This is a genomic window from Sinomicrobium oceani (genome assembly GCF_900119185.1).
GTDB classification, from domain to species: Bacteria; Bacteroidota; Bacteroidia; order Flavobacteriales; family Flavobacteriaceae; genus Sinomicrobium; species Sinomicrobium oceani.
In genome coordinates this window covers 17,158-38,531 of sequence record NZ_FPJE01000029.1, presented here as the reverse complement: position 1 = coordinate 38,531, position 21,374 = coordinate 17,158, and the positions used below count along the sequence as shown (strand labels likewise).

At 44.1% G+C, this 21,374-nt stretch carries 19 protein-coding genes and 4 tRNA genes; 1 reads left to right on the top strand and 22 read right to left on the bottom strand.

Annotation, left to right across the window (positions count from 1 at the left end; translation table 11 throughout):
- Nucleotides 1-10 precede the first annotated feature (10 nt).
- Nucleotides 11-712 (top strand): rhomboid family intramembrane serine protease, encoded by a 702-nt coding sequence (locus BT112_RS18800; RefSeq protein WP_072319004.1) that lies wholly within the window; start codon nucleotides 11-13, stop codon nucleotides 710-712.
- Nucleotides 713-770: 58 nt separating this feature from the next.
- Here BT112_RS18800 and BT112_RS18795 read toward each other — a convergent pair whose 3' ends face one another.
- From BT112_RS18795 to BT112_RS18695, 22 genes are all read right to left on the bottom strand, one after another.
- The gene (locus BT112_RS18795) at nucleotides 771-1,574 is read right to left on the bottom strand and encodes a hypothetical protein (protein WP_072319022.1); all 804 of its coding nucleotides are present in this window, start codon (nucleotides 1,572-1,574) and stop codon (nucleotides 771-773) included.
- A 294-nt stretch (nucleotides 1,575-1,868) separates the two neighbouring features.
- A complete protein-coding gene (locus BT112_RS18790) occupies nucleotides 1,869-2,183 on the bottom strand; it encodes a DUF3467 domain-containing protein (protein ID WP_072319021.1) in 315 nt (104 codons plus the stop codon).
- A 75-nt stretch (nucleotides 2,184-2,258) separates the two neighbouring features.
- Complete coding sequence (gene rpoC / locus BT112_RS18785) at nucleotides 2,259-6,560, bottom strand: DNA-directed RNA polymerase subunit beta' (RefSeq protein ID WP_072319003.1); 4,302 nt, start codon at nucleotides 6,558-6,560, stop codon at nucleotides 2,259-2,261.
- An 86-nt stretch (nucleotides 6,561-6,646) separates the two neighbouring features.
- Nucleotides 6,647-10,456: a DNA-directed RNA polymerase subunit beta gene (rpoB, locus tag BT112_RS18780; RefSeq protein ID WP_072319002.1), complete on the bottom strand. Its 3,810-nt coding sequence runs from the start codon at nucleotides 10,454-10,456 to the stop codon at nucleotides 6,647-6,649.
- A 124-nt stretch (nucleotides 10,457-10,580) separates the two neighbouring features.
- Complete coding sequence (rplL, locus tag BT112_RS18775; protein WP_072319001.1) at nucleotides 10,581-10,961, bottom strand: 50S ribosomal protein L7/L12; 381 nt, start codon at nucleotides 10,959-10,961, stop codon at nucleotides 10,581-10,583.
- A 48-nt stretch (nucleotides 10,962-11,009) separates the two neighbouring features.
- A complete protein-coding gene (rplJ, locus tag BT112_RS18770; RefSeq protein WP_072319000.1) occupies nucleotides 11,010-11,528 on the bottom strand; it encodes a 50S ribosomal protein L10 in 519 nt (172 codons plus the stop codon).
- Between the two features lie 25 nt (nucleotides 11,529-11,553).
- A complete protein-coding gene (rplA, locus tag BT112_RS18765) occupies nucleotides 11,554-12,243 on the bottom strand; it encodes a 50S ribosomal protein L1 (RefSeq protein ID WP_072318999.1) in 690 nt (229 codons plus the stop codon).
- A gap of 19 nt (nucleotides 12,244-12,262) precedes the next feature.
- Complete coding sequence (gene rplK / locus BT112_RS18760; RefSeq protein ID WP_072318998.1) at nucleotides 12,263-12,700, bottom strand: 50S ribosomal protein L11; 438 nt, start codon at nucleotides 12,698-12,700, stop codon at nucleotides 12,263-12,265.
- A gap of 65 nt (nucleotides 12,701-12,765) precedes the next feature.
- A complete protein-coding gene (nusG, locus tag BT112_RS18755; RefSeq protein WP_072318997.1) occupies nucleotides 12,766-13,317 on the bottom strand; it encodes a transcription termination/antitermination protein NusG in 552 nt (183 codons plus the stop codon).
- A gap of 17 nt (nucleotides 13,318-13,334) precedes the next feature.
- Entirely contained in the window at nucleotides 13,335-13,526 is a 192-nt protein-coding gene (secE, locus tag BT112_RS18750; protein ID WP_072318996.1) for a preprotein translocase subunit SecE, read from the bottom strand.
- Between the two features lie 15 nt (nucleotides 13,527-13,541).
- Nucleotides 13,542-13,612: transfer RNA gene (locus tag BT112_RS18745), tRNA-Trp, on the bottom strand.
- A 68-nt stretch (nucleotides 13,613-13,680) separates the two neighbouring features.
- Nucleotides 13,681-14,868 carry an elongation factor Tu gene (tuf, locus tag BT112_RS18740; protein ID WP_072318995.1) on the bottom strand — a complete coding sequence of 396 codons (1,188 nt, stop codon included), beginning with the start codon at nucleotides 14,866-14,868 and terminating at the stop codon, nucleotides 13,681-13,683.
- Nucleotides 14,869-14,923: 55 nt separating this feature from the next.
- Nucleotides 14,924-14,995: transfer RNA gene (locus BT112_RS18735), tRNA-Thr, on the bottom strand.
- A gap of 62 nt (nucleotides 14,996-15,057) precedes the next feature.
- Nucleotides 15,058-15,130 (bottom strand) — tRNA-Gly (locus BT112_RS18730).
- A gap of 48 nt (nucleotides 15,131-15,178) precedes the next feature.
- Nucleotides 15,179-15,261, bottom strand: a tRNA-Tyr gene (locus BT112_RS18725).
- A gap of 178 nt (nucleotides 15,262-15,439) precedes the next feature.
- The gene (gene hpf, locus BT112_RS18720) at nucleotides 15,440-15,742 is read right to left on the bottom strand and encodes a ribosome hibernation-promoting factor, HPF/YfiA family (protein WP_072318994.1); all 303 of its coding nucleotides are present in this window, start codon (nucleotides 15,740-15,742) and stop codon (nucleotides 15,440-15,442) included.
- A gap of 176 nt (nucleotides 15,743-15,918) precedes the next feature.
- A complete protein-coding gene (locus BT112_RS18715) occupies nucleotides 15,919-16,809 on the bottom strand; it encodes a tyrosine-type recombinase/integrase (protein ID WP_072319020.1) in 891 nt (296 codons plus the stop codon).
- A gap of 128 nt (nucleotides 16,810-16,937) precedes the next feature.
- A complete protein-coding gene (gene rpsU / locus BT112_RS18710) occupies nucleotides 16,938-17,132 on the bottom strand; it encodes a 30S ribosomal protein S21 (RefSeq protein ID WP_072319019.1) in 195 nt (64 codons plus the stop codon).
- A gap of 138 nt (nucleotides 17,133-17,270) precedes the next feature.
- Nucleotides 17,271-18,410, bottom strand: coding sequence for an acyl-CoA dehydrogenase family protein (locus BT112_RS18705; protein ID WP_072319018.1), 1,140 nt, complete (start codon nucleotides 18,408-18,410; stop codon nucleotides 17,271-17,273).
- Nucleotides 18,411-18,664: 254 nt separating this feature from the next.
- Nucleotides 18,665-19,522: a ComEA family DNA-binding protein gene (locus BT112_RS18700; protein WP_072318993.1), complete on the bottom strand. Its 858-nt coding sequence runs from the start codon at nucleotides 19,520-19,522 to the stop codon at nucleotides 18,665-18,667.
- Between the two features lie 26 nt (nucleotides 19,523-19,548).
- Nucleotides 19,549-19,701, bottom strand: coding sequence for a hypothetical protein (locus BT112_RS21920; protein WP_175545825.1), 153 nt, complete (start codon nucleotides 19,699-19,701; stop codon nucleotides 19,549-19,551).
- Nucleotides 19,698-21,371 carry a sodium-dependent transporter gene (locus BT112_RS18695; RefSeq protein WP_072318992.1) on the bottom strand — a complete coding sequence of 558 codons (1,674 nt, stop codon included), beginning with the start codon at nucleotides 21,369-21,371 and terminating at the stop codon, nucleotides 19,698-19,700. Before BT112_RS18695 ends, BT112_RS21920 begins: the two co-directional genes overlap by 4 nt.
- Nucleotides 21,372-21,374 lie beyond the last annotated feature (3 nt).

Below are 21,374 nucleotides of genomic sequence, written 5' to 3'. Positions count from 1 at the left end.
ACACACCTCCATGATAAAAGACCAGCAAAATTTTCGCTTCGCTCCGACTACGATACTCTACCCCTTTTTCTTTGTATTAAGTTTATGGTTTGTTTATTGGGCACAGGTACGGTTTGGCTACGATCTTACCAACTACGGGATACTTCCCAGAAAAATTTCGGGACTCCGGGGTATTCTTTGCAGTCCGTTTTTACATGGCTCCGTGAAACACCTTTACAACAATTCTTTCCCTTTACTCATTTTGGGGTGTATCTTGCTCTATTTCTATGAAAAGCAAAGTACAAAGGTTATTATCTACGGTACGCTGCTCACCGGTTTTCTCACCTGGTTAACCGGAAGGGAAGCTTATCATATAGGGGCCAGCGGAATTATATACATGCTGACCAGTTTTATCTTTTTTAAAGGGATATTTACCCGTTACTATCGGCTGATAGCACTTTCGCTTCTGGTCGTTTTTCTGTATGGCGGCCTGTTATGGTATCTTTTTCCCATTGATAACGAAATTTCCTGGGAAGGACACCTGTCAGGCTTTATCAGTGGGTTTATACTCGCCGTGCTCATCCGCGATAATTTGCCCAAACCTGTAAGATATTCGTGGGAGAAAGAAGATTACGATGAGAATGCCGATCCTTTTCTTAAACATTTCGACCAGAACGGCAATTTTATAGAGTTCCCGGAAGAAGAACCCCGGGATCCGGAGAAAGAAAAATAGATACTGTACACGAAGTACGGTATCTATTTTTTATCTATTTCCGTGTTATAAGGTATAACTAAAACTTGATGTCGAGTTCACGTGTAATGCGTTCTCCTCCTTCGTAATATTCTGCAATCCACTTTCCGTCTTTTTCAATCAGCATTCCGTTTTTGTCTTTTATAATAAAAACATTATCCGCGCTGGTACTCTGTAATACAAAAACAACTTTCGGCGTACGGTCTACCAATTGATAGCCGTTTTCAACCGGTTGTGCATACAAAACATCGGCACTGCTTTTAGCTTCACTTACTCTACTCTCTACCTTTCTCGCCGTAGCCTGAGCAGCCTCTTTGGTCTCAGCGGTCCGGGTTCTGGTCTCTGTAGCCGCATGTGAAGCAGCTGATACCGCAGGAACGGATACGTTCTGACGTTGCGAAACAATAGACAACGAAGGATCGTATTTATAATTCAACTCTGCTATCGAAGCAAAAGCCTTTCGCAAAGCATCGTGATAAGCAGCCTTGTAATCCTTTTCTTTACTCGTACCCTCTTCCGAGACAAAAACAACTTCTCCACGACAGTTGGTCAGTTCTACCTTCAGCTTTGTCGTAAACATATTCGAATCGTCCTTAACATCTGCATGAAGTGCAAGACAGCTGCTCTGCTCTATTTCTGCCGGCAGACTATTGGCATAAACGGGCGAAAAGTTGTATTTCTCAAACAAAAACTTGGTCAGAGCATTCACCTGATATTGGTTTTCTTTCTTCAGAAAATCAAATTTCTTGGGAATGATCACGTATTTATATCCGTTGACGCTGTTCTGGGCCAATCCCGAAAACATCGCAAATACGGCAATCATCAAAACTAATATTCTCTTCATCGTATATTGTATTTTACTGTTAGCAAACAAATCCGACCCGATGCTTTTCCTGCGTAGCGGGCTATGTATCACCGAAGGTGCAGCCTCATTTACAAAATATTGTATTTTGCTAAGTTCTGAAATTCTCTTCATATATCCACTATCCAGGCAAAATTTTAGCGCTTCCCGGGAAATGCAGCAATACCGTTTATCCGGACTCGCACACGGGCTTCCTTAGTATTCCCCATACTTCCCTGTCACAACGTCCGAATAAAAAACCCGGAATATCAGTATAGATAGTCCGGGTCTTTATATTCAAGCTTCTCCCGTAGGTCCGAAATTCAGCGGAATTGGAGGTTGATCATAATCTTTAATCTCTCCGTGTGCAGCTTCAAAACGATTTATATTATCGGCCAGCACCTTCATAAACCTTTTGGCATGTTGTGGTGTGAGGATAACACGGCTCTTCACTTTCGCTTTCGGGGTTCCCGGCATTACATTGATAAAGTCCACTACAAATTCCGAGATGGAATGATTGATAATGGCAAGGTTGGAATAGGTCCCTTCTGCGATACTCTCGTCGAGCTCTATATCTATTTTAGCTTTTTTCGGCGTATTCTGGTCACTCATTTCGTACGGTTTAAGTGTCGGAATTAAAAGGGCCGGAATGTACATTCCGGCCCTGTCTTTATTTACTGTTATTTTTTAGTAAAGACTTGCCTCCTGTTTGCTGCTCATAATCTCATCGTATTCTTCTTTCGATCCTACAATGATATTATCGTAATCGCGCATACCGGTACCGGCAGGAATTTTGTGTCCTACTATAACGTTCTCTTTCAATCCTTCCAGAGAGTCTACTTTTCCGCTAACGGCTGCTTCATTGAGCACTTTCGTAGTTTCCTGGAACGACGCAGCGGAGATAAACGATTTGGTCTGCAGTGACGCTCTGGTAATACCCTGAAGTACCGGCGAAGCGGTAGCAGGCACTACATCTCTGGCCACAACCAGATTTTTATCTGCTCGCTTAAGGAGCGAGTTTTCATCTCTCAGCTGACGTAAGGTTACAATCTGACCGGCTTTCAATGAAGTTGATTCTCCGGCATCTTCTACCACTTTCTTACCGAACAGTCCGTCGTTCTCTTCGATAAAGTCATCTTTGTGTACCAATTGTCCTTCGAGGAAGATCGTATCTCCCGGGTCATTGATCTGTACTTTACGCATCATTTGACGCACTACAACTTCAAAGTGTTTGTCGTTGATCTTAACCCCCTGTAAACGGTAAACTTCCTGTACTTCATTCACCAGATACTGCTGTACTGCAGAAGGTCCTTTGATATTAAGGATATCTTCCGGAGTTACAGATCCGTCAGAAAGTGGCATTCCTGCTCTTACGAAGTCATTTTCCTGAACAAGGATCTGGTTCGAAAGTTTTACCAGGTATTTCTTTATTTCACCGATCTTGGATTCAACGATGATCTCCCTGTTTCCGCGCTTGATTTTTCCGAAAGAAACGACACCGTCTATTTCCGAAACTACAGCTGGATTGGAAGGATTTCTCGCCTCGAAAAGTTCGGTAACCCTTGGAAGACCCCCGGTAATATCACCGGCTTTGGCCGATTTACGCGGGATCTTAACCAATACTTTACCTTCTTTGATCTTTTCGCCGTTATCAACCATAATGTGTGCCCCGACAGGTAGGTTGTACGAACGCAAGGTCTCTCCTTTACTGCTCTTGATCAGCAGGGTAGGAATAAGTTTCTTGTTTCTGGATTCAGAAATCACTTTCTCCTGGAATCCTGTCTGTTCGTCTATTTCTACCTGGTAGGTAACTCCCTGCTCTACGTTTTCGTAGACGATGCTTCCCGAGAATTCGGAAATAATCACACCGTTGTAAGGGTCCCACTGGCAGATAACATCACCTTTGGTGATTTTCTGACCGTCTTTTACAAATATCTGGGAACCGTAAGGAACGTTGTTGGTGCTGAGTACTATCCCGGTTTTCTCGTCAGTGATCTTCACTTCGGAAGTACGCGATATTACCACATCTACTTCTTTTCCTTCGGCATTTTCACTACGTACCGTTTTAAGGTCTTCTATAGTCACAAGACCATTAAATTTGGAATGCAGCTTACTCTCTTCAGAGATGTTACCCGCAATCCCTCCTACGTGGAAGGTTCGCAGTGTAAGCTGTGTACCGGGCTCACCGATAGATTGTGCCGCGATAACACCGACGGCCTCACCCTTTTGTACCATTTTACCGGTAGCGAGGTTTCTTCCGTAGCACTTGGCACAAATTCCCTGCTTAGCCTCACAGGTCAGTGCAGATCGTACTTCGATACGCTCCAGCGGAGATGCATCGATCTTTTTAACGATTTCTTCACTGATCTCTTCACCGGACTCTACGAGCAGTTCTTCGGTTAACGGATCATATACATCGTGTAGCGATACACGTCCGAGGATACGCTCACCGAGAGATTCAACGATCTCTTCATTTTTCTTAAGCGCTTCTACTTCCACTCCTCTGAGCGTGCCACAATCTTCCGTATTGATAATAACATCCTGGGAAACATCTACGAGACGACGGGTAAGGTATCCTGCATCCGCCGTTTTAAGAGCGGTATCCGCAAGACCTTTACGTGCACCGTGGGTAGAGATAAAGTATTCCAGGATAGAAAGTCCTTCCTTAAAGTTAGAGAGGATCGGGTTTTCGATAATCTCTCCACCGCCGGCAGTAGACTTTTTAGGTTTCGCCATCAATCCCCTCATACCGGTAAGCTGACGGATCTGTTCTTTAGATCCCCTCGCTCCGGAGTCGAGCATCATATACACCGAGTTAAACCCTTGCTTATCCTCACGGATACGCTTCATCGCCAGCTCGGTAAGCATAGCGTTAGTCGATGTCCATACGTCAATGACCTGATTATAACGTTCGTTATTGGTAATAAGACCCATGTTATAGTTCATCATAATACCATCTACCTGCTCATTGGCTTCGGCAATCATCTGGTGTTTTTCAGCCGGGATAATAATATCCCCGAGACTGAAAGAAAGTCCTCCTTTGAATGCCATACCATATCCTGTACTTTTGATTTTGTCCAGGAAGTCAGCCGTAGTAGGTACATCTGTTACTTTCAACACATAACCGATGATATCCCGCAATGATTTTTTGGTCAGTACGGCATTGATAAATCCGGCCTGTTCCGGTACCACTTCATTAAAGAGTACCCGACCTACCGAGGTTTCGATGATCTGTATCGCAAGCTTACCTTCTTCATTAAAATCTTTGGTTCTGACTTTAATTATAGCATTGAGATCTACTCTTTTTTCGTTGTAAGCTATAATCACCTCTTCCGGAGAATAGAATGTCAGCCCTTCTCCTTTTACGGGTTCTTCAGGGGTGCTTCTTCGCTCCTTGGTCATGTAATACAATCCGAGTACCATATCCTGAGAAGGTACGGTTATCGGCGAACCGTTTGCAGGGTTCAGGATATTATGCGAAGCAAGCATCAGCAACTGTGCTTCCAGGATAGCCTCCGGCCCGAGCGGAAGGTGTACTGCCATCTGGTCACCATCGAAGTCGGCGTTAAATGCCGTACATGCCAACGGGTGAAGCTGAATGGCCTTTCCTTCTATCAGTTTCGGCTGGAAAGCCTGGATCCCCAACCTGTGCAGTGTGGGGGCACGGTTGAGCAGTACGGGGTGTCCTTTGATCACGTTGTCCAGGATATCCCATACTACAGGCTCTTTTCTGTCGATGATCTTTTTCGCAGATTTTACGGTTTTTACAATACCGCGTTCGATCAGCTTACGGATCACGAAAGGTTTATATATTTCGGCTGCCATATCTTTCGGCAGACCACATTCGTACATTTTCAGTTCCGGTCCTACGACAATAACGGAACGTGCCGAATAATCCACCCTTTTACCGAGGAGGTTCTGACGGAAACGTCCCTGCTTACCTTTCAGGGAATCGGATAGTGATTTCAGCGGTCTGTTGGACTCTGTCTTCACTGCCGAAGATTTTCGGGTATTATCAAACAGGGAATCTACGGACTCCTGAAGCATCCTCTTCTCGTTTCGGAGGATTACTTCCGGAGCTTTGATCTCCATCAGTCTTTTCAGACGGTTGTTTCTTATAATAACTCTTCGGTACAGGTCATTGAGATCCGATGTAGCAAAACGTCCACCGTCCAACGGCACTAACGGACGCAGTTCGGGCGGAATAACGGGGATTACCTTAAGGATCATCCATTCCGGTTTATTTTCCCTGTTCTGCTGTGCTTCACGGAAAGCCTCTACCACCTGAAGTCTCTTGAGGGCCTCTGTTTTACGTTGTTTTGATGTTTCGTTATTGGCTTTATGACGAAGATCATAAGACAATGCATCCAGATCGATCCTGTTTAACAGTTCGATGATACACTCCGCTCCCATCTTAGCGATAAACTTATTGGGATCGGTATCTTCGAGGTATTGGTTTTCCTGCGGAAGACTATCCAGAATGTTCAGGTATTCTTCTTCCGTAAGGAAGTCCATCTGCTTCAGTTGCTCCCCTTCGGCATTTTTGGCATTTCCGGGCTGGATTACCACATAACGCTCGTAATAGATGATCATATCCAGCTTCTTGGAAGGAAGTCCCAGCAGATATCCTATTTTATTGGGCAGTGATCTGAAATACCATATATGTGCAATAGGAACTACCAGATTGATATGTCCTACGCGGTCTCTTCGTACTTTTTTCTCTGTAACTTCTACACCACACCGGTCGCATACAATACCTTTATATCTGATCCTCTTGTATTTCCCACAAGCACATTCATAATCCTTTACCGGACCAAAAATACGTTCGCAGAACAAACCATCACGTTCCGGTTTGTGCGTACGGTAATTTATGGTTTCCGGCTTCAAAACCTCACCGCGGGATTCCGCGAGGATAGACTCCGGTGACGCCAAGCCTATAGAGATTTTATTAAATCTCGTTACTGTATTCTTATCTTTTCCTCTTGCCATGATGTATGGTGATAATGAATTAAGTGTAATTTGGTACGGGCAACGGCAACCTGTACAAACCGGCTGCCGTAACCTCGTTATATCAATTATTCCTCCAGTCTGATGTCGAGTCCCAGACCTTTGAGTTCGTGCATCAACACGTTGAAGGATTCCGGCAGGCCGGGTTCCGGCATGGCTTCTCCTTTCACAATCGCCTCATAGGTTTTTGCCCTACCGATCACGTCATCAGACTTGACGGTAAGGATTTCCCTAAGCGTGCTGGATGCTCCGTAGGCTTCCAGTGCCCATACCTCCATCTCTCCGAAACGCTGCCCTCCGAACTGTGCCTTACCACCGAGCGGCTGTTGGGTAATAAGGGAGTATGGTCCGATAGAACGGGCGTGCATCTTGTCATCGATCATGTGGCCGAGTTTAATCATATAGATTACCCCGACGGTGGCACGCTGGTCAAAACGCTCACCCGTACCTCCGTCATAAAGGTAAGTGTGTCCGAATCTCGGAACACCTGCCTGATCGGTGTACTTATTGATCTCATCGAGTGAAGCACCGTCAAAGATAGGTGTGGCAAATTTTCTTCCCAGTTTCTTACCAGCCCATCCGAGTACGGTTTCATATATCTGCCCGATGTTCATACGGGAAGGTACCCCAAGCGGGTTGAGCACAATATCAACCGGTGTTCCGTCTTCCAGGAAAGGCATGTCTTCCTGACGAACGATACGTGCCACAATACCTTTGTTACCGTGACGTCCGGCCATCTTATCTCCTACTTTCAGTTTACGTTTCTTAGCGATGTAGATCTTGGCCAGTTTCATGATTCCGGCAGGAAGTTCATCTCCTACCGAGATCGTAAACTTGTCTCTTCGCAACGCTCCCTGAAGGTCGTTAAGTTTAATTTTATAATTGTGAAGCAAATCGGCAATCATCACATTCGTATGGTCGTCTGTTGTCCAGGTACCACCCACCAGGTGTGCGAAGTCATCAACACCGTTAAGCATTTTCAGGGTGTACTTCTTACCTTTAGGCAATACTTCCTCTCCGAGGTCATTGAGGACTCCCTGTGATGTTTTTCCGTTTACCAGGGTAAACAGTTTTTCGATCAGTACACTTTTCAGGTTCTCGAACTTGGTGTTATATTCCAGGTCGAGTTTGGCGATATCTTCCTTGTCTTTTGCTCTCTTGCGCTTGTCTTTGATAGCCCGTGAGAACAATTTCTTGTCGATAACCACCCCGCTTAACGAAGGAGAAGCTTTCAGCGACGCGTCTTTTACGTCTCCGGCCTTGTCTCCGAAGATCGCCCGGAGCAGTTTTTCTTCCGGCGTCGGGTCGGATTCTCCTTTCGGTGTAATCTTACCGATCAGGATATCACCGGGTTTAACCTCGGCTCCGATCCTTATCATCCCTTGTTCGTCGAGATCTTTGGTGGCTTCTTCCGATACGTTCGGGATATCGTTGGTCAGCTCTTCCGCACCGAGCTTGGTGTCCCGGACCTCCAGCGAGTACTCATCGATATGGATGGACGTAAAGATATCTTCACGTACCACTTTTTCCGAGATTACGATCGCATCTTCAAAGTTATAACCTTTCCAGGGCATGAAGGCTACCTGCATATTTCTTCCGAGAGCAAGTTCTCCCTGTTGCGTAGCATATCCTTCACAAAGGACCTGTCCTTTTTCTACCCGGTCACCTTTTTTAACAATAGGCTTCAGGTTGATCGAAGTCCCCTGATTGGTTTTACGGAATTTGATGAGCTCATAAGTTTTGGAATCATCGTCAAAACTTACCATTCGCTCTTCTTCTGTCCTGTCGTATTTAATCGTTATTTTCTGTGCATCCACATACTCTACCTCACCATTACCTTCGGCGTTGATAAGTACCCTGGAATCAGAAGCTACACGTCTTTCCAGTCCGGTACCTACGATTGGCGAATCGGGTTTCAGGATCGGAACGGCCTGCCGCATCATGTTTGATCCCATCAGTGCACGGTTCGCATCATCGTGTTCGAGGAACGGAATAAGCGATGCCGATATGGAAGCGATCTGGTTCGGTGCCACATCGGTATAGTGTACCTGTCCGGGGTCTACCACCGGGAAGTCACCTTCCTCGCGGGCAATAACCTTATCTTTCAGGATCGTTCCGTCTTCATCGAGCGGAATATTCGCCTGAGCAATGAGTTTTTCTTCTTCTTCTTCGGCACTGAGATAAACGAATTCCGAAACATCGACTTTCCCGTTATCAACCTTACGATACGGTGTTTCGATGAATCCCATGGTATTTACTTTGGCAAATACACTCAGGGAAGAGATCAGACCGATATTCGGTCCTTCAGGTGTTTCGATAGGACACAGACGCCCGTAGTGCGTATAGTGAACGTCACGTACCTCAAAACCGGCACGCTCTCTCGAAAGACCTCCCGGCCCCAGGGCAGAAAGACGTCTTTTGTGTGTAATCTCGGCCAACGGGTTGGTCTGATCCATAAACTGGGACAACTGGTTGGTACCGAAGAAAGAATTTATAACCGATGAAAGCGTCTTGGCATTGATAAGGTCTATCGGGGTAAACACCTCGTTATCCCTTACGTTCATCCGCTCGCGGATCGTACGGGCCATACGGGCCAATCCTACGCCGAACTGTGCAGACAACTGCTCTCCTACGGTTCGCACCCTCCTGTTGGAAAGGTGGTCGATATCATCCACCTCTGCTTTGGCACTGATAAGTTCTATCAGATACTTGATAATGGTAATGATATCTTCTTTGGTCAGGACCTGCTTATCCATATCGATATTCAGTCCCAACTTCTTATTCATTCTGTAACGCCCTACATCTCCGAGGTTATAACGCTGATCGGAGAAGAAAAGCTTATCGATAATTCCGCGCGCAGTTTCCTCATCTGGCGGTTCTGCATTACGCAACTGACGATATATATGTTCTACCGCTTCTTTTTCGGAATTGGTAGGGTCCTTCTGTAAGGTATTGTGGATTATCGCGTAATCGGCCGTCTGACTGTCTTCTTTGTGAAGCAGTATCGTTTTTACGTCCGCATCGATAATTTCGTCAATGTGTTCTTTTTCAAGAATGGTATCCCGGTCGAGCACGATCTCGTTACGCTCGATAGAAACCACTTCTCCGGTATCTTCATCTACAAAATCCTCATGCCACGTATTCAATACCCTTGCAGCAAGCTTCCTTCCGAGAACTTTTTTAAGTCCCGTTTTAGAAACTTTAACTTCTTCCGCAAGGTCGAAGATCTCCAGGATATCTTTATCTCTTTCAAAACCTATAGCTCTGAACAGCGTGGTTACCGGTAATTTTTTCTTTCTGTCGATGTATGCATACATCACACTGTTGATGTCCGTAGCAAATTCTATCCAGGACCCTTTAAAAGGGATTACCCTTGCAGAATACAATTTGGTTCCGTTCGCATGGAAAGATTGCCCAAAGAATACTCCCGGTGAACGGTGTAACTGAGAAACTACTACTCTTTCGGCTCCATTGATAACAAAAGTACCACTGGGCGTCATGTAAGGGATGGTTCCCAGGTAAACGTCCTGTACTATGGTTTCGAAGTCCTCATGTTCCGGGTCGGTACAATACAGTTTCAACCTTGCCTTCAAAGGCACACTATAGGTTAACCCTCTTTCAATACATTCCTGAATGGTATACCTGGGAGGGTCCACAAAATAATCTAAAAACTCTAATACAAACTGATTGCGTGTATCAGTAATCGGGAAGTTCTCCATGAAGGTATTGTATAAACCTTCACGTCCCCTTTCTTCAGATTTTGTTTCCAGTTGGAAGAAGTCCTGGAATGACTGGATCTGAATATCCAAGAAATCGGGATAATCCGGTGTGTTCTTGGCCGAGGCGAAACTTATTCTTTCAGTCTGATTTGTGAACATCAATGGACAAAATTTTGATTAAAATATAAGTAATATAACGCATATAATTATATATGCAAAAGGGTTTAGGCCTAGTTCGCACATAGCGAAAAGACCTAAACCAAGGCTTTAAAGCTCAGGGAACTTATTTAAGCTCAACCTCTGCTCCAGCTTCTTCTAAAGAAGATTTGATTCCTTCTGCTTCGTCTTTGGAAATTCCTTCTTTGATCGCTTTAGGAGCGCTATCTACGATCTCCTTAGCTTCTTTCAATCCAAGACCGGTAAGTTCTTTTACCAATTTAACAACTGCCAATTTAGATCCACCGGCAGCTTTCAGGATTACATCAAACTCAGTTTTTTCTTCAGCAGCTTCTCCACCTCCGGCAGCAGCTCCACCTCCGGCAACAGCAACTGCAGCAGCAGCAGGCTCGATACCGTATTCTTCTTTTAATATGTCAGCTAACTCGTTTACTTCTTTAACTGTTAAGTTAACTAATTGTTCTGCAAAGTCTTTCAAATCTGCCATTTCTATCGTTTTTAGAATTTTAAATATAAATTGTTATTAAGTGCGTACTTATTCCTTCTCTGATAAAGTCTTCAGGATACCTGCAAGTTTACCACCTCCGGACTTAAGACCGGAAATAACGTTCTTAGCAGGCGATTGCAGCAATCCGATGATATCTCCGATAACTTCCTCTTTGGATTTGAGGCTAACCAGAGCATCCAGCTGCTCATCTCCGATATAGATTGCTTCTGCGATAAAAGCACCTTTAAGAAGGGGCTTATCAGACTTCTTTCGGAAATCTTTGATAAGTTTCGCAGGAACATTACCTGTTTCGGAAAACATAAGAGAGGTATTACCCTTCAATACAGAAGGCAACTCTCCAAAATCTTTATCAGACGCTTCCATTGCTTTGGAAAGCAATGTATTTTTCACAACTGCCAGTTTCACATTTGCTTTGAAACACGCCCTACGCAAGTTAGAGGTAGCTGTCGCATCCAAGCCGGATATATCTGCGAGATAGATATTTGTATTATCCGCCAACTGTGCAGTTAAATCACTGATTACCGTTGCTTTGTCTTCTCTCGTCATGATTTAAAGAATTATTAACTACCAATTAAACTGCTTTAGGGTCTACAGGTACACTAGGACTCATTGTACTGGACAAGTGAATACTCTTAATGTAAGTACCTTTAGCTGCAGTTGGTTTTAGTTTAATTAATGTTTGAATCAATTCATTCGCATTCCCGGAAAGTTTCTCGGGAGTAAATGAGGCTTTTCCTATAGCAGCATGAACGATACCGGTTTTATCAACCTTAAAATCGATCTTACCTGCCTTTACTTCACTAACAGCTTTAGCGACATCCATAGTTACCGTTCCGGTCTTAGGGTTAGGCATCAACCCTCTTGGTCCGAGAATACGTCCCAGAGGCCCTAATTTACCCATAACACTTGGCATGGTAATAATCACATCAACATCTGTCCAGCCGTCTTTGATCTTTTGCAGATACTCATCAAGACCTACGTAATCCGCACCTGCTTCTTTTGCTTCAGCTTCTTTATCCGGGGTTACCAGCGCAAGAACTTTAACATCCTTACCGGTACCGTGAGGTAAAGTCACCACGCCACGAACCATCTGGTTTGCTTTACGCGGATCTACACCAAGCCTTACAGCAATGTCTACAGAAGCATCAAACTTCACATTGGTAATTTCTTTTACCAGTGCGGAAGCCTCGTTTACCGAATACAGCTTATTTCTGTCTATTTTAGCTAAAGCTTCTTTTTGCTTTTTCGTCAATTTTGCCATTTTCCTTGTCTTTTAAGATTTAAAAAGGCTTGTCACCAGTAACCGTTAATCCCATAGATCTTGCGGTACCTGCAACCATACTCATGGCAGACTCCACGGTAAACGCATTAAGATCCTGCATTTTATCTTCGGCTATAGCTCTTACCTGATCCCAGGTAATGCTGGCCACTTTCTTACGGTTAGGTTCCCCGGAACCACTTTTAATCTTAGCCGCTTCCTTCAATTGAACTGCCGCCGGCGGTGTCTTTACGATAAATTCAAATGATTTATCTTTATAAACCGTGATAACAACAGGTAAAACCTTACCCTGTTTGTCCTGTGTACGCGCATTGAACTGCTTACAGAACTCCATGATGTTAACGCCGGCAGCACCTAAAGCGGGTCCAACCGGTGGCGACGGATTCGCAGCACCTCCCCTAACTTGTAGTTTAACTACTTTACTAACTTCTTTTGCCATTGTTCAGAATTTAATACAAGGAAGCATCTTTATCAAGGAAGCAAAGACACTTCTATATGTAACATTTAAATTTTCTCTACTTGCATGTAACTAAGCTCCAGTGGGGTCTTTCTACCGAAAATCTTCACCATCACCTCAAGCTTTCGTTTTTCTTCGTTAACTTTCTCCACAGTACCGTTAAAACCGTTAAAAGGTCCATCTATAACCTTTACAGTCTCTCCTACAGCATAAGGTATCACCACATTATCTGTTTTCACAGACAACTCATCAACCTTACCAAGCATTCTGTTTACTTCGGATTTTCGTAACGGAACAGGATCTCCGCCTTTAACCTCTCCGAGAAAGCCGATAACACCGGTAATAGACTTGATAATGTGCGTAACCTCACCTCCGAGGTTCGCCTTAACCATTACGTAGCCAGGAAAATAAACCCTTTCCTTATTGACCTTTTTACCATTTCGTATTTGAACAACTTTTTCGGTCGGAACCAGTACTTCATCAACATAATCGGAATAACCAAGACGAGCCACCTCGTTTTCGATGTAAGACTTCACCTTGTTTTCCTGACCGCTGACTGCCCTTACCACATACCACCGTTTCACTAATGCTTCTGCCATAGCAATCTATTCGTATGTTAACTTAATTTACTGTAGTACAAACTGATAAGCTCACCAAAAGCTACATCAATTCCCCAAACAGCCAAAGAAAACAATATGGAAAAAACCGCTACCACAACCATAAGCTTTTGTCCTTCAGCCCATGTCGGCCAGGTCACGTTATTTTTCAACTCTACGAAGGATTCTTTTATATAACCTACTATTGTCATCTTCTATTTTCTTTGCACGGGTGGAGAGATTCGAACTCCCATCAACGGTTTTGGAGACCGCTATTCTACCCTTGAACTACACCCGTTGGTAAAGCCGGAAGATCCTGTTATAAAAGGCGTCTTCCGGCTTTTACTTATAATTTAAAGACCGTAATTAGTCTAAGATTTCAGTTACCTGACCAGCACCTACTGTTCTACCTCCTTCACGGATTGCAAATCGGAGACCTACGTTAAGAGCGATAGGCTGAATAAGCTCAACAGTGATAGTAAGGTTATCTCCAGGCATAACCATCTCTACTCCGTCAGGAAGAGAAATAGTACCTGTTACGTCAGTAGTACGTACATAGAACTGAGGACGGTAGTTGTTATGGAAAGGAGTGTGACGACCACCTTCTTCTTTCTTAAGGATATAAACCTCTGCTTTAAACTTAGCGTGAGGCTTCACAGATCCAGGCTTACAAATAACCATACCTCTTTTGATCTGAGTTTTCTCAATACCTCTCAAAAGCAGACCTACGTTATCTCCGGCTTCACCTCTATCCAATATCTTACGGAACATCTCAACCCCGGTAATAGTAGAAGTCAATTTCTCAGCTCCCATACCAATGATCTCTACAGGATCACCAGTTTTAGCAACACCAGTTTCGATACGACCGGTAGCCACAGTACCACGACCTGTAATAGTAAACACGTCTTCAACCGGCATTAAGAAATCCTTATCAACATCTCTCTGAGGCAATTCGATCCAGTTATCGACAGCTTCCATCAATTCCAATACGGTATCAACCCACTCTTTCTCTCCGTTAAGAGCACCAAGAGCAGAACCCTGAATTACAGGACCGTTATCCCCATCATACTCATAGAAACTCAAAAGGTCTCTTACTTCCATATCAACCAGCTCCAAAAGCTCGGCATCATCAACAAGGTCAACTTTATTAAGGAAAACTACGATACGCGGAACACCTACCTGACGTCCAAGAAGGATGTGCTCACGAGTTTGCGGCATAGGACCATCGGTAGCAGCAACCACCAGAATAGCACCGTCCATCTGAGCAGCACCGGTAACCATGTTCTTAACGTAGTCAGCGTGACCAGGACAGTCAACGTGAGCGTAGTGACGGTTAGCAGTCTGATATTCTACGTGTGATGTATTAATTGTAATACCTCTTTCTTTTTCTTCCGGAGCGTTATCAATCTGATCAAAGCTTCTTGCTTCTGAAAAACCAGCATCAGCCAAAACCTTAGTAATAGCCGCGGTTAAAGTTGTCTTACCATGATCCACGTGTCCAATAGTACCAATATTCAAGTGCGGTTTGGAACGATCAAATGTTTCCTTTGCCATGATTTAATAATTTAATCTTAGTTATATATTAGTGTTCAAATTCAAGTTCTCCGTGAGCCAACGACGGGATTTGAACCCGTGACCTCTTCCTTACCAAGGAAACGCTCTACCCCTGAGCTACGTCGGCATTAAATTGGTTTCGCAAAACCGAACAGAGCATTTAAAAACAAATGATCTATTCCTTTTCAGAGCGGGAGACGAGGTTCGAACTCGCGACATTCAGCTTGGAAGGCTGACGCTCTACCAACTGAGCTACTCCCGCAAATCTTAAAACAGTATTTCATTTTCCCGGCCAAAAACCGAGTTTTCGTGGGGAGAGCAGGATTCGAACCTGCGAAGGTAAAAACCAACAGATTTACAGTCTGTCCTCGTTGGCCGCTTGAGTATCTCCCCGACACCTACTTTTCCGATCTCATCAGCTTCATCCACAAGAAATAAAGCCTTGTATTTCCGGCTTTTCCAACACTGCTTCCCACCGGATTGAAACCATAAAAAAAGTCCGCTATTTCTAACGGACTGCAAATGTATATATTTATTTTTTTATTCAAAACATTTTTACTGAATTTTTTACTTATATATGTGCCCTCAGCTTCTCTTTGCGTTTCAGCAACACGCGCTCCAGCGAACCGGCAGCACTATCTATGCCTTCCTCAAATGTTTTACATTGTTTTTTGACCATAAACTCATCCCCCGGAACATGAACTTTCACCTCGACAACCTTATTCTCTTTGACACTGGTGTTTTCCACTTTCAGATAAACATCCGAAGAAACGACACGGTCATAAAAATTATCAAGCTTATCCATACGTTTCTGGATAAAATCTACCAGCTTTCCGTCAGCGGTAAAATTCACTGATTGCATGTTTACTCTCATTGCATTGGGTATTACGAAACCACCTGTACTTTGCGGTTAGACCCCATCCCCTGTCCGGCAACTGCTCACCGAGACAACACAGGACTAAAAAAACAAAGGTCTGAGATTCTGATTTGTCGTACCGGATAAAACACAAGCGCTTTCTGGGTTAAACATTAATTGATTCCGGAAAGGATTTATTTTTTATTCCTCGGATGAGCTTCCCCGTACACTTTTTTCAGCTGCGCAATACTATTGTGCGTGTACACCTGAGTCGAAGCCAGACTGGAATGCCCCAATAACTCCTTTACCGAATTTAAATCCGCACCTTTATTCAGTATATGAGTCGCAAAAGTATGCCTTAAAATATGCGGACTCTTTTTTACCTTTAAAGATACCTTACTAAGGTAGCGATTTATCACCCGATAAACAAGAGCTTCATAGACTTTATTACCATTTTTAACTAAAATTAAGATATCCCCCGAGGCTTCTGTCACTACTGCTTCACGCTCCCTGATATACACCCTCAACAATCCCTCCATATGCTCCATAAGAGGCACCAGCCGCTCTTTATTTCGCTTTCCAAAAATCCTTACGGTACGCAACGAAAAATCGATATCGGAAATCTTCAGATTCACCAGCTCACTTCTCCGCATCCCCGTAGCGTAAAACAATTCGATAATACACCTGTCCCGGATGCCCTCGAAATTTTCGGGATACACGATCTCATTCAGAACCGCCCGCATCTCTTCCTCCGAAAACGGAATTTCAATTTTCTTCGGGGTTTTTAGCGCCTTATGACCAGCAAGCGGATTCACGACCAGTCCTCCCGACTTCACCAGGAATTTATAATACGCATTCAAAGCAGCGACCTTACGGTTTACAGAACGGTTGGAAATACCCTCGTCCACCATCTTCACTATCCAACTACGAATCATTCCGTAAGAGACTTCTGCAGCTTCGGAAACATCATATTCCTTCCCGATAAAATCCAAAAAGAAACGAAGATCTCTTTCATAAGCATTTACCGTATGCACAGCATACTTCTTTTCGTAACGCAGGTATCCCAAAAATGACGTAACAGCCATAACATTCACTCAAGAAATTATCAAACCTAAAGATACACCTTTTTAAACATTCAGAAAGAAGCATAAAAAAAAGTCACCTATACACAATGTACAGGTGACTCCTTTATTAACTTTTATAATCCGGAAAATTAAATATCCTCCTGATCTCTCAAATGCTGAATGTACTGTGCTTTCTGAATCTGAGTTCTTTTTTTCACAGACGGTTTCGTGAACTGCTGTCTTGAACGCAGCTGACGCATTGTCCCCGTACGATCAAACTTTCGCTTAAAACGCTTCAGCGCTCTGTCTATATTTTCGCCTTCTTTAATTGGAATTATTAACATATCTTTACCACCCCCTTTCATTTAGGATTGCAAAGATACTATAATACATCTTACATATCCAAACAAATCTGCTTTTTCTTTTCGCTATACTACAAAAACGGAGCCAGACGGACCAATCAGCGCTCCCCGACACCCATTTTACTTCAGGATATGACGGGAAATCACTACCTTCTGTATTTCCGTAGTCCCTTCACCGATCGTACACAGCTTAGAATCCCTGTAGAATTTTTCTACCGGAAAATCCTTGGTATACCCATACCCACCATGGATCTGTACCGCTTCATTAGCTATCTTCACACAAGCTTCGGAAGCATACATTTTTGCCATAGCACTAATCCTGGTAATATCCTTTCCGGCATTCTTACCTGAAGCCGCTTTATGCAACAACAACTCAGAAGCCTCTATTTCCGTTGCCATATCTACAAGTTTGAACGAAATACCCTGAAATTCACAAATCGCTTTTCCGAACTGCATACGTTCTTTCGAGTATTTTAAAGCAGCCCCGTAAGCCCCCCTGGCAATCCCCAGGGACAATGCCCCAATAGAAATACGCCCACCGTCGAGCACTTTCATAGACTGTATAAAACCTTCACCTACTTCCCCTAACCGGTTGGCATCAGGTATACGACAGTCGTTAAATACAAGTTCTGCTGTTTCACTGGCTCGCATCCCCAGCTTATTTTCTTTTTTACCACTTCCGAATCCCGGAGTTCCCTTCTCTACCACAAAGGCGGACATCCCTCTGGAATCTCCTTTCTCTCCTGTTCTCACGATCACTACGGCAACATCTCCGCTTTTTCCGTGCGTAATAAAATTTTTAGCCCCGTTCAGCACCCATTCGTCGCCTTCCCGGACAGCCGTAGTATTCATTCCTCCCGCATCGGACCCGGTATTGTGCTCCGTAAGCCCCCAGGCACCTATCCATTCGCCCGTGGCCAGTTTAGGCAGCCATTTCTGCTTTTGCTCCTCATTACCAAACTCAAGGATATGATTTGTACACAGAGAATTATGCGCTGCAACTGACAGCCCTATGGAAGGATCTACCTTCGATATTTCCTCTATCACTGCTATATACTCATGATACCCAAAACCAGCTCCTCCGTATTGCTCGGGCACCAAAACCCCCATAAAACCATACGCTCCGGCCTTTTTAAACAATTGCACAGGAAATTCCTGCGTTTCATCCCACTCCATTACGTGAGGTCTGATAAATTGCTCTGCAAACTCCTTGGCGGAAGACTTAACCATTTGCTGCGTCTCCGAGTACTCGAAGTTCATAGCGGTATTTATATCGATATTCATTCAGCGTATTATTTTTTTAAATACATGATAATCAAACAACAAAACGAAACAAAAATACGATGTTCAAAAACACGAAACAAGCAATTCATCTTAAAATAAAGCCAAAACACCGCCCCCCCTTGATTTTCGGGATCTCATAAGGGGATAAACCGATAAAAGTATCTTTATTTAAAAGAAACAGAAAAAACGCTCCTTTACCGTGACAAATATTCCCAAAATCACACCGTTTTTTATCGTGCGGTCAAATATAGTTCAATTCTCGCAATTTTCTCTTTGGAGAAACCTTCTATTTTACGGAGTTCACCGACCGAATAAATCGTATCTACCCGGGTACGATAGGTTATAATAGCCCGTGCATCTTCTTTACTGATATAGACTACAGAGGCCAGCTGGTTCAGAGAGGCCGTATTGATATTGACCTGTCGTATTTCCGGCGGATCTACGATCTCAAAATATTTCAAAAGTCTTTCCACCACTACGGAGTCCAGGCCGTAAACCTCATAAAGTTGTTCGGGAACAGAAAAACCGCCAAGCAAATTTCTGTATTTCACGATACGCGCAGAAAGCTTTTCACCTACACCGGATACTTTTTTAAGTTCATGCTCTCCGACACGGTTCAGGTCATACTTTTTACCGGTATCAGAAATTACTTTCCGGCTTATCTTTTTGGAAGAAGCAACCTTCTCCGGAAAATTAGGAAACCGGAAATAGGGCGCCATCCGATGTAAAACCGTATCGCACACGCCGGTAACCCGTGCAAAATCTTCTGCTGAATTCACAAAATTCCCCGCGCTCCTATAGGCGTGTAACCTATCGATTTCGGTTACGCTCATACCCCATATATAGCCTTTATAATCCGAAAGGTAATTAGGATTAAACGGATATACCGTATCTCTCTCCTGAATATTTGCCAGCGAATCTAACTGCTCCCTGAGCGCCAGTAATACCTGGTCATCTTCTACTTCCCTCACTGCAGGCATCAGGGCTTTATACCACAGATAGCTGATTTGGGTAAAAAAAATAATGGCCAGCAAAAAGAAAATCCCGCTTCTCTCTTTCTTGTCAAAACGGAAACGGGACTTTTTCATAAGCTAATATTTTAATGATGATCGTACTATTCCTGCCGGATAATTTCGTCGTCATTTTCCGCATAGGAATCGGGCTCCTGTTTCGGAGGAGTTACCATCACCTTGTAAAAAAAGTATCCTGCTATAGCGGTTACAATACCTTGCGCAAGAAGCATCGTTATTAGTGCTGTTGTATTCATACTGATGTTACCCTCCCTTCTCTGACTCGTTTTTTGTAAGATACATAAATTAATATCAAAATAAACAGCAACAGGGCAGACAGGAATCCTCTGGCCATATTCACAGCAAACAGGTTATCCTGTAAAACCCGGATCTGTTCCGGATCCGTTGCGTCGGCCAATTGCTGCCTCAGCCCCACATTGGTAATTTTATTAATGATAGACATATTATCCAGCGGCCATCCGTTTCCGGAAAACAGGCTCCGGATATTTCCCGACCAGTCATTGGCTTTAGGCGCAAATACGGTTCCGAGAAAAACAACTATAAGAATAACCGGAGTTATGTACTTGATAATATACCTGTAGATACCGGGAACTTTGATGTCTGCCCCCATAGTAATCTCGCGCCAGCCCTTATTTAAACCGAACACCCATGAGAAGAGTATCGTTTCCATCATGGCAAATACCACAAGACTCACGGTACCCGCCCAATAATCATATTCGTCAAAAACTCCCTCTCCGAAAAAGAAAACGGTAGGCAGCCCCATAATAAGTGTTACCAGGCCAAAGGCCCAGGCTCCCTTTTTACGATTCCATCCGAATTCGTCCTGCATAAAACTCACACAGGGCGTCCCCATGGCCAGAGAGCTGGTGATCCCTGAAAAGAACAGCAGACCAAACCACATGACCCCGGCTATCGCTGCAAAAACAGGGCCCCATTGCTGAAAAAGATAAGGCATGGTCTGGAACGCCATTCCGAAGCCTGCATTTTCCATGACCCAGTCCATTCCCAGGTAACCTGCAGCGATAGGAATAACGATAGAGCTCCCTATTACCACTTCGATAAACTCGTTCATAAACCCGGCAGAAACAGCGTTCAACGCAATATCATCCTTACTTTTCACATAGGCTGCGTAACAGTGTACCGTACCCATACCCACGGAAAGCGTAAAGAAAATCTGTCCGGCTGCGGCCATCCAGACTTTCAGGTCCAGAATAGACTCGTATTGGGGTGTCCACAGGAAATTCAACCCGTCCCATGCATTGGCATCCGGAAATATCTCCGAAGCCCCGCTGGTTCCAAGCGTTAGTCCCCGCACCGCCAGTATCACACCGAAGATGATCAATAACGGCATTCCGATCTTGGCCACTTTTTCTACCCCGCCCAATCCTTTGGAAAGTACATATACATTAATAGCAAGGCACAATATATAGAAGATCACAGCCTCAAAGGGTATTCCTGTTGTACTGTGCAGCACGTCCGTATACGAAAGGAAAAAATCAGCGACCTGCGACTGGTCCATACCGGAAAAAGTACCTTTCAGGGAATGAACCACATAAGACATCGTCCAGGATTCTATATACGCATAGTAGGCTGCTACCGCAATGTTGGTGAAAATTCCGAATACTCCAATATACTTCAACACCCTTCCCTTGGTCATCGTATCCAGTATATAAGGAGTACTGTGATTTCCGAACCTTCCTCCGTAACGTCCGGAAGACCATTCTATAAATAACAGAGGAATTCCCATGAGGAGAAAACACACCAGGTAAGGAATGATAAATGCTCCGCCTCCGTTCTGCACGGCCTGCACGGGGAAACGCAGGAAATTCCCTAACCCTACGGCATTTCCTGCCATGGCAAGAATAAGTCCGATCCTGGAGCCCCAGGATTCTTTAGTCTTTGTCATATT

Coding starts and splice junctions, on each gene's coding strand:
- rplJ (WP_072319000.1), bottom strand. CDS start 11,528: ATGACGAGAGAAGACAAAGCAACGGTAATCAGTGATTTAACTGCACAG.
- nusG (WP_072318997.1), bottom strand. CDS start 13,317: ATGGCAGAAGCATTAGTGAAACGGTGGTATGTGGTAAGGGCAGTCAGC.
- BT112_RS18790 (WP_072319021.1), bottom strand. CDS start 2,183: ATGAGTGACCAGAATACGCCGAAAAAAGCTAAAATAGATATAGAGCTC.
- BT112_RS18800 (WP_072319004.1), top strand. CDS start 11: ATGATAAAAGACCAGCAAAATTTTCGCTTCGCTCCGACTACGATACTC.
- rpsU (WP_072319019.1), bottom strand. CDS start 17,132: ATGTTAATAATTCCAATTAAAGAAGGCGAAAATATAGACAGAGCGCTG.
- BT112_RS18700 (WP_072318993.1), bottom strand. CDS start 19,522: ATGAAAAAGTCCCGTTTCCGTTTTGACAAGAAAGAGAGAAGCGGGATT.
- BT112_RS18705 (WP_072319018.1), bottom strand. CDS start 18,410: ATGAACTTCGAGTACTCGGAGACGCAGCAAATGGTTAAGTCTTCCGCC.
- tuf (WP_072318995.1), bottom strand. CDS start 14,868: ATGGCAAAGGAAACATTTGATCGTTCCAAACCGCACTTGAATATTGGT.
- rpoB (WP_072319002.1), bottom strand. CDS start 10,456: ATGTTCACAAATCAGACTGAAAGAATAAGTTTCGCCTCGGCCAAGAAC.
- secE (WP_072318996.1), bottom strand. CDS start 13,526: ATGACAATAGTAGGTTATATAAAAGAATCCTTCGTAGAGTTGAAAAAT.
- BT112_RS18795 (WP_072319022.1), bottom strand. CDS start 1,574: ATGAAGAGAATATTAGTTTTGATGATTGCCGTATTTGCGATGTTTTCG.
- BT112_RS18715 (WP_072319020.1), bottom strand. CDS start 16,809: ATGGCTGTTACGTCATTTTTGGGATACCTGCGTTACGAAAAGAAGTAT.
- rplA (WP_072318999.1), bottom strand. CDS start 12,243: ATGGCAAAATTGACGAAAAAGCAAAAAGAAGCTTTAGCTAAAATAGAC.
- BT112_RS21920 (WP_175545825.1), bottom strand. CDS start 19,701: ATGAATACAACAGCACTAATAACGATGCTTCTTGCGCAAGGTATTGTA.
- BT112_RS18695 (WP_072318992.1), bottom strand. CDS start 21,371: ATGACAAAGACTAAAGAATCCTGGGGCTCCAGGATCGGACTTATTCTT.
- rplL (WP_072319001.1), bottom strand. CDS start 10,961: ATGGCAGATTTGAAAGACTTTGCAGAACAATTAGTTAACTTAACAGTT.
- hpf (WP_072318994.1), bottom strand. CDS start 15,742: ATGAGAGTAAACATGCAATCAGTGAATTTTACCGCTGACGGAAAGCTG.
- rpoC (WP_072319003.1), bottom strand. CDS start 6,560: ATGGCAAGAGGAAAAGATAAGAATACAGTAACGAGATTTAATAAAATC.
- rplK (WP_072318998.1), bottom strand. CDS start 12,700: ATGGCAAAAGAAGTTAGTAAAGTAGTTAAACTACAAGTTAGGGGAGGT.